The sequence below is a fragment of the Butyricimonas faecalis genome, assembly GCF_003991565.1.
GTDB lineage: Bacteria > Bacteroidota > Bacteroidia > Bacteroidales > Marinifilaceae > Butyricimonas > Butyricimonas faecalis.
Window position 1 is genome coordinate 638,361 of the sequence record NZ_CP032819.1, and the last position, 12,839, is coordinate 651,199.

The 12,839-nt window shown below is 44.7% G+C and carries 12 protein-coding genes; 4 read left to right on the forward strand and 8 right to left on the reverse strand.

Annotated features, from left to right (window positions below; all coding sequences use genetic code 11):
* Positions 1–84 precede the first annotated feature (84 nt).
* Positions 85–765 carry a lipoyl(octanoyl) transferase LipB gene (lipB, locus tag D8S85_RS02655; protein WP_106624715.1) on the reverse strand — a complete coding sequence of 227 codons (681 nt, stop codon included), beginning with the start codon at positions 763–765 and terminating at the stop codon, positions 85–87.
* Between the two features lie 3 nt (positions 766–768).
* Positions 769–1,623 carry a lipoyl synthase gene (gene lipA / locus D8S85_RS02660; RefSeq protein ID WP_127074767.1) on the reverse strand — a complete coding sequence of 285 codons (855 nt, stop codon included), beginning with the start codon at positions 1,621–1,623 and terminating at the stop codon, positions 769–771.
* Between the two features lie 210 nt (positions 1,624–1,833).
* Between lipA and D8S85_RS02665 the strand changes: the two genes are divergently transcribed.
* Positions 1,834–2,277, forward strand: a complete 444-nt coding sequence (locus tag D8S85_RS02665; protein ID WP_106624717.1) for a peptidylprolyl isomerase — start codon at positions 1,834–1,836, stop codon at positions 2,275–2,277.
* A gap of 86 nt (positions 2,278–2,363) precedes the next feature.
* On the opposite strand, the gene D8S85_RS02670 is transcribed toward D8S85_RS02665, so the two are convergent.
* Positions 2,364–3,272, reverse strand: a complete 909-nt coding sequence (locus D8S85_RS02670; protein WP_106624718.1) for a bifunctional enoyl-CoA hydratase/phosphate acetyltransferase — start codon at positions 3,270–3,272, stop codon at positions 2,364–2,366.
* A 240-nt stretch (positions 3,273–3,512) separates the two neighbouring features.
* Here D8S85_RS02670 and D8S85_RS02675 point away from each other — a divergent pair, with 240 nt between their 5' ends.
* Positions 3,513–4,625, forward strand: coding sequence for an MFS transporter (locus tag D8S85_RS02675; protein WP_106625245.1), 1,113 nt, complete (start codon positions 3,513–3,515; stop codon positions 4,623–4,625).
* Between the two features lie 74 nt (positions 4,626–4,699).
* Here D8S85_RS02675 and D8S85_RS02680 read toward each other — a convergent pair whose 3' ends face one another.
* Entirely contained in the window at positions 4,700–5,272 is a 573-nt protein-coding gene (locus D8S85_RS02680) for an adenylate kinase (protein WP_106624719.1), read from the reverse strand.
* 198 nt (positions 5,273–5,470) lie between these two features.
* Entirely contained in the window at positions 5,471–5,818 is a 348-nt protein-coding gene (locus D8S85_RS02685) for a hypothetical protein (RefSeq protein ID WP_127074768.1), read from the reverse strand.
* Between the two features lie 227 nt (positions 5,819–6,045).
* Between D8S85_RS02685 and D8S85_RS02690 the strand changes: the two genes are divergently transcribed.
* Together D8S85_RS02690 and D8S85_RS02695 are read left to right on the forward strand one after the other, a co-directional pair.
* Positions 6,046–8,400 (forward strand): penicillin-binding protein 1A, encoded by a 2,355-nt coding sequence (locus tag D8S85_RS02690; RefSeq protein WP_106624721.1) that lies wholly within the window; start codon positions 6,046–6,048, stop codon positions 8,398–8,400.
* 6 nt (positions 8,401–8,406) lie between these two features.
* On the forward strand, positions 8,407–8,673 hold the full coding sequence (locus D8S85_RS02695) for a hypothetical protein (RefSeq protein ID WP_106624722.1): 267 nt from the start codon (positions 8,407–8,409) through the stop codon (positions 8,671–8,673).
* Positions 8,674–8,678: 5 nt separating this feature from the next.
* Here D8S85_RS02695 and D8S85_RS02700 read toward each other — a convergent pair whose 3' ends face one another.
* The 3 genes from D8S85_RS02700 to D8S85_RS02710 all read right to left on the reverse strand — a co-directional run bounded on the left by D8S85_RS02700 (position 8,679) and on the right by D8S85_RS02710 (position 12,838).
* Positions 8,679–9,809 carry a cation:proton antiporter domain-containing protein gene (locus tag D8S85_RS02700; RefSeq protein ID WP_106625246.1) on the reverse strand — a complete coding sequence of 377 codons (1,131 nt, stop codon included), beginning with the start codon at positions 9,807–9,809 and terminating at the stop codon, positions 8,679–8,681.
* Between the two features lie 102 nt (positions 9,810–9,911).
* On the reverse strand, positions 9,912–11,813 hold the full coding sequence (locus tag D8S85_RS02705) for a BamA/TamA family outer membrane protein (RefSeq protein WP_106624723.1): 1,902 nt from the start codon (positions 11,811–11,813) through the stop codon (positions 9,912–9,914).
* A gap of 35 nt (positions 11,814–11,848) precedes the next feature.
* Positions 11,849–12,838 carry an FAD:protein FMN transferase gene (locus tag D8S85_RS02710; RefSeq protein ID WP_172726466.1) on the reverse strand — a complete coding sequence of 330 codons (990 nt, stop codon included), beginning with the start codon at positions 12,836–12,838 and terminating at the stop codon, positions 11,849–11,851.
* Position 12,839: the final 1 nt, after the last annotated feature.

Consider the following 12,839-nt stretch of genomic DNA (forward strand, 5'->3'; position numbering starts at 1 on the left):
TTCCCGTTTATTTCGGCTACAAAATTAAAACAATCGAGAACAAATTCATGGCGGGAAGTGCATGACATTTCCCGCCAAATTATATTAAAGCGTGTAAAAATCCATCCCGAAAAGTTCCTCGAAATACTTCTTCACGATCGTTTTCACTTCTGCCACGGGGACCTCGTGCCCCACCTCCTTCGCAATAGAAGTTACCCCCTTATCCACGAAGCCGCACGGGTTGATGTAATTGAAATAATTCAAATCCGTATTCACGTTTAGCGCGAAACCATGCATTGTCACGTAACGGGAACATTTAATCCCGATCGCGCATATCTTGCGGGCCCGGGGCGTGTGGGCATCCAACCATACTCCCGTGGCACCTTCCAACCGTTCCCCGGTAATCCCGAACTCTCCCACGGTACGGATAACCACCTCTTCCAACCGATCCACGTACTCTTTTACACCCACCCCGAAATTGGCCATGTCAATGATCGGGTACACGACCAGTTGGCCGGGGCCGTGATACGTAATATCCCCACCCCGGTTTACCTTCACGAATTCAGCATGAGCAGCCTGCAACTGGATGGCACCAATCAGCATATTGGCCTCGTTCCCGCTCTTCCCCAGCGTGTACACGTGATTATGCTCCACGAAAATCATGCAATTCCCCGTTTCCTCTCCCCGTAATTTCGCGGCGATAATCTCGTTATGCAGTTCTTCCTGCTGCCGCCACACGGGCATGTAGCTCGCGGTTCCCAGATCAATTAACCGTGTCCGTTTCATAACTTATCTCACATGCTTTTCGGCGTGGTAACTGGAGCGAACCAACGGACCGCTCTCCACGTAACGGAACCCTTTTTCCAACCCGATACGCTCGTATTCCTGGAAGGTTTCCGGCGTCACGTACTCTTTCACTTCAAGATTCGCCTCGGACGGTTGCAGGTACTGACCGATTGTCATCACCTTACAGCCGACGGCCAGCAGATCATCCATTGTCCGGAGAATTTGTTCACGCGTTTCCCCCAATCCCAACATGATCCCGGATTTGGAAACGATACCCGATTCCGAAACCTGGCGGATCACCTGCAAGGAGGTATCATATTTCGCCCGGCTACGCACGCCGTCCGACAATTCTCTCACCGTTTCCAAGTTGTGTGAAATCACTTCCGGGCGAACCTCGATCACCTGTTGCACGAGTTCCCGCCGTCCCTGGAAATCCGGGATCAGCACCTCCATTGTCGTTTCGGGATTCACCCGTTTCACGGCCTCGATCACTTTCACCCAGTGAGCCGCACCCAAATCAGCCAGATCATCCCGATCCACGGAAGTGATCACGGCGTGTTTCAAACCGAGCAATTTCACTGAATTAGCGATGTTTTCCGGTTCCGCGGGATCCAACGGGGCCGGACGCCCGGTTTTCACGTTACAGAACTTGCACGAACGGGTACACACGTCCCCGCCAATCATAAACGTTGCCGTCCTGTTTCCCCAGCATTCGCCCTGGTTGGGACACATACCACTGGTACATATCGTATGTAGATTATGCTTTCTAACTATATTTAATACCTCCGTGGAACTCTGCCCTTTCGGTAATTTGATCTTCAACCATTCCGGTTTTCGTCTGCTATTACAACACGTCATACTCTCTTTTTTTTATCGTACGCGAATATACGACGAAGTTTTTAAATACATGCCGATATTTTCGATCTTTCAAGGCGCGAAATTCGGGGGAAACCCTCTTTTTTTAACTATATTCAAATAACAGAAATTGCGTTAAATAAACTTGGACGATTTGCATTCATTCGGATTATACTCTACATTTGTTTGCGATAATTCAAAATCAATTTCGTAATGTACAGAGCAGAAATACACACCGAGAAAGGTGTCATGAAGGTTCTTTTTTTTGAAAAAGACGCGCCGAATACCGTTGCCAACTTTGTAAAACTCGCCCGCGAAGGCTTTTATGACGGATTGACGTTCCACCGGGTTATCCCGGATTTCGTGATCCAGGGCGGTTGTCCCAAAGGCGACGGGACCGGGGGACCGGGTTACACCATCAAATGTGAATTAAACGGGGATAACCAGTATCATGACCGGGGAGTGCTATCCATGGCTCATGCCGGGCGGGATACCGGAGGATCGCAATTCTTTATTTGTCATAACCGTAGAAACACGGCTCACCTGGACAGACGCCACACGTGTTTCGGACAGGTTTACGAGGGATTGGAAGTCATTGATGCCATCCGTCAGGGAGACAAAATAATCAAAATTGTCATCACGGAGGAAAATGAATAAGCCTGTGTTCTTAGTTGTTTAAATAATTCAGAAAAGCCGAAGTGTTTATGCAACAACTTCGGCTTTTCACTTGTATCTTGCTTATCTTACTTTGCAAAAAGAGCAGCCAGCGCGATAGAATTCAATTTCGCGTCCACGCTGTCACCCCTGGAAGAGAGCACGCTCGGGGCAGTTGCACCCACAAGGATGGCACCTTGACGAGCGTTAGCCAACTTCGTGTTCGTTTTGTAGAACACGTTACCGGATTCGATGTTCGGGAATACCAAGCAGTCGGCATCTCCCGCTACCGGAGATTTGATTTTCTTGATCTCGGCAGCTTCCTTATCGATAGCCACGTCAAGAGCCAACGGTCCGTCGATGTCGATATTACCTAACTGGCCTCTCTCTCCCATCTTGGCAAGAATAGCGGCATCCGTGGTAGATTCCACCTTCGGAAGTACTTGTTCCGTGGCAGAAATCATGGCCACTTTCGGGCGTTGCACACCGAGAGCGTTGGCAATCTGGGTAACGTATTTCACGATAGCCATTTTCTGGCTGAAATCCGGAGCCGGAATGATAGCGGCATCACTGAACACCAACAATTTGTGGTAATTCGGGCACTCCATCACAACCACGTGAGATAAGGTGGCTTTCGGGGGCAACAAACCGCAATCTTTATTCAAGATGGCACGCATATATTTGTCGGTACTAACCAAACCTTTCATGATAAAGTCAGCTTCCTTGTCACGTACCATTTGTACGGCTTTGGCAGCTGCTTTGGTATCCACCGGCTCGTGTACAATTTTAAAACGGGAGATATCAAAACCATGCTCAGCGCACACTTTTTTGATTTCGTTCTCGTCACCGCATAAGGTTGCTTCAACAAGTCCCATTTCAACTGCTTTGTTTACAGCTTCAATAGAGTGACTATCGTTAGCATAAGCTACAACCAAACGCTTTTTTTGGGTATTTCCCTTCAATAACTCGTAGATGTCATCAATTTTCTGTATTGCCATGGCAAACTTATTTTTTACTTAATTAGTGATTTATGTTTAAAATTTGGAAGCAAAAATAACGCTTTTTGATGAAAATGGAAACAAAAAGATGCTTTTTGATTTTAGATTCTAATCACTTCGTTTATTCTTAATTTTAAATTACTTTTGTCTTTCGAAAAGAAAAATAGAAATCACGTGTCGTTAAAAAAAAATATCATAGCACTCTACTTGATCAAGGTTTCCAAATGGTTTACCCTGGTGATGCCTATCATTGTGCTATTTTACAAGGAATGCGGGCTGGATTTGGCGGATATATTCATCTTGAAGAGCATTTACTCCATCGCCATGGTGTCGCTGGAGATACCGACGGGTTATCTGGCCGACGTGTGGGGACGCAGGAATTGCTTGATCGCGGGGTGCATATTCTGCTTCCTGGGATTCTCCAACTATTCGATCTCCGACACGTTCACGGCATTTTTTCTCTCGGAGGTGTTGCTTGGATTCGGTCAAAGTTTGGTATCCGGGGCCGATTCCGCCCTACTCTACGACACCATGCTACATTACAAAAAAGAGGATGAGTACCTGAAATACGAGGGAAGAGTCACCATGATCGGGAATTTTTCGGAGGCTTTTGCCGGGATATTCAGCGGCCTACTGGCTGTTTACTCCCTCCGGCTCCCGTTTTACGTGCAAAGCGGGATCGCGTTCATCGGGATTCCGGCCGCCATTGCCTTAACCGAACACGCTGCGAAAACCAGGATAAAAAACTCTTTTGCCAATATCGTACAGATTATTCGATACTCGCTTTTCACGAACAAGGAGTTGTGTTATAACATCATGTTCTCCGGTATCATCGGGGCAGCCACGCTCACGATGGCTTGGTTTGTTCAACCTCTCTTGATAGAACTGGATACTCCGACCACTTGGTTTGGGATCATCTGGACCATTCTAAATCTCACCGTCGGGATCTCGGCCCTTTACTCGGACAAACTGGACCAACGCCTGGGGAGCATGAAGATGTACACGTTAATCTTGTTCTTTATCACGGGGGGATATATTGCCGTGGCCTTTAACGTTTCGTATATCGGTTTGGTATGCCTATTCTTTTTTTATATCGTGCGGGGTTTTGCCACTCCGATATTAAAAGGATATATCAATCAAATCACCTTTTCCGAAATGCGGGCTACCGTGTTGTCCATCCGTAACTTTGTCATCCGGCTCATGTTCGCGGCCATGGCACCGCTTGTCGGTTGGTTACACGACTTGTATTCTCTTTCTATCGCCCTGCAAGCCACGGCCGTTATTATTTTCGTACCCGGGTTGCTCTTCTTGATCCTGCAATATCGCTACAAGCCGAAAGAACCTTCCGTGTAAAATATATCACAAGAAAACAAAAGAGAGGTTAGCTTTAACGACAACCTCTCTTCATTTTATTTTCCGACAGAAACTTACCTTATGTCTTCGAGTATTTTGGTTATAGCCTGAAATACGTCTTCCACGGTACCATGTCCATTCACAGAAAAATGTTTTTTCTGAACCTTGTAATGATCAGCCACGGGCAGTGTCTTGGCCCTATATTCGCGGAAACGATTTTCAATCACCTCCTCGTTGTCATCGGCACGTCCTTCAATCTTAGCACGCTCCAACATACGGCGCATTAATTCGTCGTGAGGGACATCAATACTCACCAACGCGCTCAACGGATGTCCCGTTTTAGCCAGCATCTCGTCAAGAATTTCGGCTTGTCTTACCGTTCTGGGGAACCCGTCAAACAAAAAACCATCCACGTCTTTGTGATGTTCGATGCTATTTTTGATTAATGCAACCACAAACTCGTCAGATAATAACTCGCCTTTATTAATAATTCCGGCAGCCATTTTACCAAAATCCGTTCCTTCGGCTATCTCTTTACGAATCATCTCCCCTGTTGACAGATGCGCCAGATTGTATTTTTCAACAATCTTTTTCGCCTGAGTACCTTTCCCGGCTCCTGGAGGGCCAAACAATGCAATATTCAGCATGACAATAACTTTATTTTATTCCTTTTGATGTATTAATTGTTTCATTTTATGAACTCAGGCACAAAGGTATACTTTAATCCAAATTATAAAATAGAAAAGTCAGAATATTTTCTAATTTTATGTTTTGAATAGCATCATTTTTACATAATCATGAATTCCAATATTTAAAAGACTTCATGATAAAGTCATTCGTGTGAATTACTCTTCCACTTTTTCAAGTATGTCAAGCCCCGAGTAATAGGTTCGATGGTATGATTTTTTGCCCGTCGCATTCATTCTAGACAAAATGTACTTGATATTTCCCTGGTTATCAACTTCATAATCTTCCACGAATCCATATCTAGCTTCTTCCTTTATGTATTTTCGCCCCTCCTCGTCCGGAATAACCCGCCGGAAAGCAGGAGTTGTAATTTTCACCTTTTCATTCACCTCAAACTGCTTGTTTTCATTAATATACTGCTCTTTCAGTTGCCTTTCCTGCTCCCGATATCCGGCTATAATTTCTTCCAGATCTCTCATAGAAGTTAGATATTCTTCTTTTGTCATGGTTTTATTCATTTATCGAAACAATTTACCTACACTTTTTGCATTATAAATGCTATTATCTCCTTGTAATTACAAATATACGAAATAAATCAAACAGTTTATTAATTTTGTTGTAAAATTAGCAATATTGCATATAAGTGTACGAAAACATTTATACTGCATTACTTCTGTTCTTGAAAATTACATTGTAATTTAGTACATTCGCAGGTATTTCCGGAATCAAAAATATGAACAAAAAAAAGACTACAACACGAAAAAAAGCCGCGAAGAAGAAACAAAGTATCTTTGCTCGTGTTTTCAAAACGATATTATTGAGTAGTTTACTGGCTGCTATTCTCGTCGGGCTTTTCGTATGTTGCGTGTACTACGGAACGTGGGGAAAAATTCCAGACTACCAGGATTTGAGGGAAATTCGTAATAACGAGGCCTCTTCCCTGTATAGTGAGGACGGGGAGTTGCTCGGAAAATATTACGTGGAAAATCGTACGAACGTCATGTTCGGCAGTATATCCCACCATGCCATAAACGCCTTGATCGCTACTGAAGACGTGCGCTTTTACGAGCATCATGGATTCGATAAAATCAGTATGTTGAGGGTATTGTTCAAGACGTTACTACTGGGAGACAAGAGTTCGGGAGGGGGAAGTACGATCAGCCAGCAACTGGCCAAAAATCTCTATCCCCGTCAGTACAACAGTCGTTTCATGATTCCGGTGATCAAAATCAAAGAGATCATCACGGCGCATCGCCTTGAAAAATTATACTCCAAGGATGAAATTCTCACGCTGTATTTAAACACCGTGTCTTTTGGCGAAGGCACATTCGGTATTGAAAGTGCCGCCCAAAAGTATTTTTCCACGACGGCAACACGTCTCTCCGTTCCGGAGGCCGCCACGCTGATCGGACTCTTGAAAGGGCCTTCTTACTACAATCCCCGCGTACATCCCGATCGCACGTTACAACGACGCAACACGGTGATCGCCCAGATGGTCAAGTACGATTACCTGACGGAAGAGGAAGGAGAAGCCTTGAAACAAGAAAAGTTACATCTCCGCTTCAAGCCCTTAAATCACTATTCCGGTCTGGCACCCTATTTACGTGAACAAATCCGCCAAGATGCCGTCAAGTTCATTGCCGAATACAACGAGGCAAACAGTACCAATTATGACTTGTATAAAGACGGGCTAAAATTGGTCACCACGATTGATGCTGAGATGCAACGTTACGCGGAAAAAGCGATGCGGCAGCACATGAAATCATTGCAACACGCTTTCTACACGCATCTGGGGAAACAAGAACCGTGGGATAAGGAGAAAAATCTTCTCGATAACGCCATTAGGGAAAGCGAGGTGTACAAGGAGTTGAAACGTCAGGGACTTAACGAGAAAGACATCCTCGCCGCCATGAACGAGAAAAAGCCCATGACTATTTATAGCGCGTATCAAGGGGAGGTCGAAATGCAAATGTCTTCCATCGACTCGATCAAGCACTACTTGAAAATACTTCAACCCGGCATGATTGCCGTGGAACCCCAATCCGGAAAAATAAAAGTATGGATCGGGGGACTGGATTTTAAGTATTTCCAATATGATCAAGTGTTGGCCCCCCGTCAAGTCGGTTCCGTGTTCAAGCCGGTCGTTTACAGTGCAGCCATTGAACAGGGAGCCCGAGTCGATGCCTACTATAATAATGAACAAAAAAGTTACCCGGAATACGACAACTGGACGCCTCGAAATTCGAACAACCAGTACGGTGGTTACTACACGCTGAAAGGGGCTTTAAGTCAATCCATCAATACGATTGCCGTGCAAGTTCTTCTACAAACAGGGATTGACGCCACGATAGGACATGCCCGTCGTTTGGGGATACAAAGTGAACTGCCCGCGGTCCCCTCCCTCGCCTTAGGAGCTGCCAATATTCCTCTCCGGGAAATGATTCTTCCCTACTTGTGTTATGCAAATAACGGCATATCGACAACGCCCCATTACCTGCTTTCCATAAAAGACCGGGAAGGACGTATTCTTTACGAGGCCGAACCTCCCCGCGGAGAACGGGTGCTCCCGGCAGAGCAGGCTCATATTATGTCCTCCATGCTTTCCACCGTTATCCAAGAAGGAACAGGAAAAAGACTGCCCAATAATTACGGGCTGGATATTTCCCTAGCCGGAAAAACCGGAACCACCCAGAATCAAGCCGACGGCTGGTTTATTGGCTACAACCCTCGTATCGTCGTGGGCATAAGAGTCGGGGCCAACAACTCCCGCGTACATTTCAACTCCACGGCATTAGGACAAGGAGCCAACATGGCTCTCCCCATCTTCGGGTTATTCATGCAGGAATGCCTGCAAAGTAATACTTACGCCTATTGGTCCAGATTGTCCTTCCCGGTTCCACCCGTGGAGGTAGAAAAAGAACTGGAAGTTCCCACGTTCAAGGAAAACATAAATTTGTGGGAAAGATTGACCAACCAAAAACTGGAAAAAGTAAAGAAACAAGATACAGAAAAAGATACCGAATCTCCCAAGAAAAAAGGTTTCTTCCGGAAAATCGGGGACCTGTTCAAGAAAAAAGACAAAAAATAATTCACCATGAAAACAATAAACAAGACCTCTCTATTCCTTGCTCTTATCATACTGGCCATTGCTTTCAGTATTATATCCATGATTGCAGCCCCGGCTGAAATGCGTTATTCTTGGCACGGGCTGAACCCGTGGAATACCGTTCAGGCCGTACCACTCATGTTCAAACGATTCTTTAAAACGAATGATTGGATTATTTATTCTTTATCCGTGTTAATTATCGTTTATCTTTGGTGGAGAATCTATGCCCTGGTGAACAAATTTAGAAGGTCATAAACCCTTTATTCTTTCACCCCGTACACACTTTGGGATATACGTTTCACGGCGATCACGAAGAAGCCAGTTAAAACGAGGTTAAGTACCAAACTTAGAATAGAGATAATCAACGCGGGACCTCCTAACTGGTATCCCATGGCGATCACGATAATTCCAGCACCGACCTCTCCTCTCGTGAACATACCGATCGAAAGTGCCAAACGCTCTTGAATTTTCCGGTCTCGATAGAAGAATAACGGGAACATTTTCCCCAGGTTTGAAAGAATCGTTACAACGATTACATGAAAAATCAGAATTCCCCATCCGGGCATGTCTCCCCCAGTTTCCAAACCGATAAAAATAGGCGTACTCAACCCGACCAAAAACATAAACAGGTATGAAATAAAACTAGAAGCTCTTTCTTCTTCCCGCGAGTGATTGTGTACGGTTTTCATTACCATTCCCAAGACGAATGCCGGTAACAGTACCTCGATATGAATCGCCCCGTCTTGTCCCATCAATGCTTTTGAAATCAGATACACGCTCTCGAATGCAGCCACTATACACACGGAATAGAGCAGAATAGCCCTCCAGGATTGTGACAAGTTCAATGAATTCAACCGTTTCCATCCGAATATTAAAAGGACACAAACCACCCCGATAATAACAAACAATTGCCATTTGAAACCGATCATCAATATTTGTAACGGAATCATCAACAAGATAGTATCCAGGTCATCAAATATAGCCAGCACTTGTGTTTTCTTGTAGATCCACTCCTTTTTCAACCCGGCAGCAGCAAGCATCGTAAAGAGAATTCCCGCTGAGGTGGGAGCGGCAAACCGGCTGATCAGTAAATTATTCTCCCACGACAATCCCGTGTCCAAGAAAAAGATATAATAACAAGCTATCAGAAGCCAAGGTACAGCCGCCGTTGCCATAGCAATAAAATAGTCTTTCGTGTACGAACGCCATTTTGCCTTATCCAACTCGAATTCCCTCCCCACGTTGATCATGATAAAAGCAAGACAAATAAAAAGTAACCATTTACTTATCGATGCAAACGTTCCATACGTACTTCCTAAGGTTGAGGGAAGTATTTGAGAAAAAAATAAGCCGCAAAGTAAGAAAATAGAAAATAAAAAAACTTTCTTCATCCCCATTGAAATTAATTTATCACAAAGATAGGGATTTTCAAGCAATTATCTATCGTTATTTAAAATGTATCTAGTTAAAAAATGTACATCAAAATCCTTGATTTACTCGTATTTAATCGCATCAGGTTTATAAACACGGTAATCATAAAATCCATTTCTTCGACGACTGGACACGTTCACCTCTATGCTATGCATATCGGGTGGACCTTTGGGATAAAAAGCAAAACGTATACTTACGTTCTTGAGGATCAAGTTATCATTTCGCAAATTCAGGCTAAAACCGATCCCCCAATACGATTGGCTATTCAATATATTCTTCTTCTCCCGGGCCAGCACGCCCCAATCCACGAACCCGGTAACCGACACCCGAAATCCTCTTTTGATATAAGGCATGAACAACGTTGCGGACATGGAAGCAGAAAGTCGTTGCGTTCCGCACGTGGTATCGGAATCAAATCCCCGGATGTTGGCATCCTCGAAATAAATACAATCATCCGGATTCCGCTTGATTCCTAACACGTAATCCACGTTACCATAAAAGCGCAAGCGGTGGCGGGACAGATCGTACAAACGACTGATGTATTGGCTTCCGACTTTAAACACGCCACTCTCCGCCGTGTAACCGTTCAAAAAAGTACCTAAAGCCGCGTACCAAGAATGGTATCTTTCCGTGTACTTGTTGAACCACGAATAATGCCATTCCGTTCCCAAGTACCCGTACTTCGTGAAGTCGCTCTTCTCGTACCCGAAAAGCAATGTTCCTGAAAGTCCGGATGGAATATCCTCTGTTCGCCCGAAATCATAGATCAAGTTAGCCTTGAAGTACTTGATTTTGGTGAATGTCAAGGCTCCCATGACGCGATTACGGTCATAATAGAAATGATTGGAATCGCTCGACACTTGCGGACGATCGACAAAACTCGTTCCTGTGTAACGTCCCGTGAGGTAGAATATCCGGTTGTAACTATGCTTTTCCGGTAAATAAAAAGATGTTCCTCCCCAAAAGTCCCACAAGCGATAATTAAATAATTCCACGGGCTTATTTATATCCCGGTCGACTAATGATTTTGAGGAATACACTCGACTATACGCCGCTCCTCCAGCCCATTTCGTCTTGTACGTCAAAAACTCTTTATCCAGTTCCACCCGCAAAATATTCTGATTATAGGAGTTCTCGTACAGCCCATAGAAGTCCATGTGAGAGCCAAGAAGGTTACTGGCTTTATACTCGACCAAGTTTCCCCAGGCTTGATCTTTATTTCCTCGAAAACTGGCTTCGTAATGCAAACTATGCCCCAGTTTGAACAAGTTTTTGGTTTCCAATCCCAGGTCTACTGCGTTCAAGAAGTTACTCCACACCTCCCCCGTCCATGAAAATTCATCCTTGCAAATAACCACCAGATTGACTTGATTCGTGTCGTTTTGCACTTCCTGTATTTCGATCAACGCATCATCCACGTTCGACATCGATTTCAGCAACTGTTCGTTCTGTACCAACTCGAAAGGGTCAACTGGCATTCCCGGCCTCACGGTCAACTGTTTTTTTATCACCCGTTCGGACGATTTCTGGTGAACGGAATTTGCCATACTCAACAGCCATTGCAAACTGTCCTGTAAAGGAAGCGTGTCGTTAACACTCGTTCCGAAAGGAGATAAGATTTTCACGTAAATATCATGGATGGTCTTTCCTTGGTAAGGTTTGTAACGATCCTCGCTATTCTCCGTTTGTACAATATCGATATTAATCTTCCGAGGATTCACGAAAATCATTTTGTACAACTCTTTCGTCCACCCTCTACGATAAGCGACCTCCTTGATCTTGGAATACTCATATTGGAGAGTATCCCGAATTAAACTATCCGGCAGGAAAACCACGTTACTTTGTTTCAGTGAATCAGGAAGTTTTATAAGGTCATACCCTTTATTCTCACGCACGTTGAATGATAAAGGCCTTGCATTTGCTTGACTTTCCACGAGTAACACCCATGTCAGCATCCATATCATACAACGAATAATCACACGCTTCCTTTCCAATAAAATTACTCCTCTAACACTAACGTTTTCAATCGATCAGACATCCAAACCTCTCGTTCTCCCTGTTTATTTTGGTAAATAAAACAAGCCTCTATATAAGGATTATCTAACACTATTTTTTTAGCTTCTTCCGTTCCCAATACCATACATGCCGTCGCATAAGCATCTGCCTCCATACATGTCGGAGCATATACGGAAGCTCCCAATATATCTTGTTGGACAGGATAACCGGTCCGAGGGTTTATCGTGTGAGAATATTTTTTTCCATCCACCACGTAAAAACGGCGATAATTCCCGGATGTTGCCAACGCACCTTCCCGCAAAGCCAACACGAGCTGCAATTCCCGGTTTGCCGCTGCCACATCGTCAATCGGTTTGTCGATCCCGATATGCCACGGGCGTTGCTTATTACTTTCCCCTTTCACGCGGATTTCACCACCGATCTCGATCATGTAATTTTGTACTCCTTTCCGATCAAAAAACTCGGCTACAAGATCCACGCCCAATCCTTTGGCAATGGAACTGGCATCCATCTGTACCCCCTCCACCCGTTTCACTAACCGCTCTCCTTCTAATTGCACTTTATCCATTCCCACGTATTGCAACAGCGAATCGACTTTCTCGCCCGAAGGCAATTTCTCGTTTTTAAAACCGAATCCCCAAGCATTCACCAGCGGACCCACGGTTACATCAAAAGCCCCACCCGTTGCTTCGTTCACCTCTTTTGCTTTCCTGTACATGATTACAAAAAGCGAGTCCACCTGTTCACATTCTCCCCGGTTCCACCGGGCAATTACAGAGTTTTTGTTGAACATTGACAAGGACTGATTCACCCGTTCCATCTCTTGACGGATTTCCACGGCGTAGTCCGTTTCACTCTGGTATGACACATGGTAAACGGTACCATACACATGGCCTTCCGTAAAACGGTATACATTACGCTGACATCCCATCACCAACACCAGCCCGCAAATGATAATCCCCAATTTTTTCATA

Excerpts from the sequence above, each read along its gene's own strand:
- lipB (WP_106624715.1), bottom strand. The coding sequence starts at position 765 with ATGAAACGGACACGGTTAATTGATCTGGGAACCGCGAGCTACATGCCC.
- lipA (WP_127074767.1), bottom strand. The coding sequence starts at position 1,623 with ATGACGTGTTGTAATAGCAGACGAAAACCGGAATGGTTGAAGATCAAA.
- D8S85_RS02665 (WP_106624717.1), top strand. The coding sequence starts at position 1,834 with ATGTACAGAGCAGAAATACACACCGAGAAAGGTGTCATGAAGGTTCTT.
- D8S85_RS02670 (WP_106624718.1), bottom strand. The coding sequence starts at position 3,272 with ATGGCAATACAGAAAATTGATGACATCTACGAGTTATTGAAGGGAAAT.
- D8S85_RS02675 (WP_106625245.1), top strand. The coding sequence starts at position 3,513 with ATGCCTATCATTGTGCTATTTTACAAGGAATGCGGGCTGGATTTGGCG.
- D8S85_RS02680 (WP_106624719.1), bottom strand. The coding sequence starts at position 5,272 with ATGCTGAATATTGCATTGTTTGGCCCTCCAGGAGCCGGGAAAGGTACT.
- D8S85_RS02685 (WP_127074768.1), bottom strand. The coding sequence starts at position 5,818 with ATGACAAAAGAAGAATATCTAACTTCTATGAGAGATCTGGAAGAAATT.
- D8S85_RS02690 (WP_106624721.1), top strand. The coding sequence starts at position 6,046 with ATGAACAAAAAAAAGACTACAACACGAAAAAAAGCCGCGAAGAAGAAA.
- D8S85_RS02695 (WP_106624722.1), top strand. The coding sequence starts at position 8,407 with ATGAAAACAATAAACAAGACCTCTCTATTCCTTGCTCTTATCATACTG.
- D8S85_RS02700 (WP_106625246.1), bottom strand. The coding sequence starts at position 9,809 with ATGAAGAAAGTTTTTTTATTTTCTATTTTCTTACTTTGCGGCTTATTT.
- D8S85_RS02705 (WP_106624723.1), bottom strand. The coding sequence starts at position 11,813 with ATGATATGGATGCTGACATGGGTGTTACTCGTGGAAAGTCAAGCAAAT.
- D8S85_RS02710 (WP_172726466.1), bottom strand. The coding sequence starts at position 12,838 with ATGAAAAAATTGGGGATTATCATTTGCGGGCTGGTGTTGGTGATGGGA.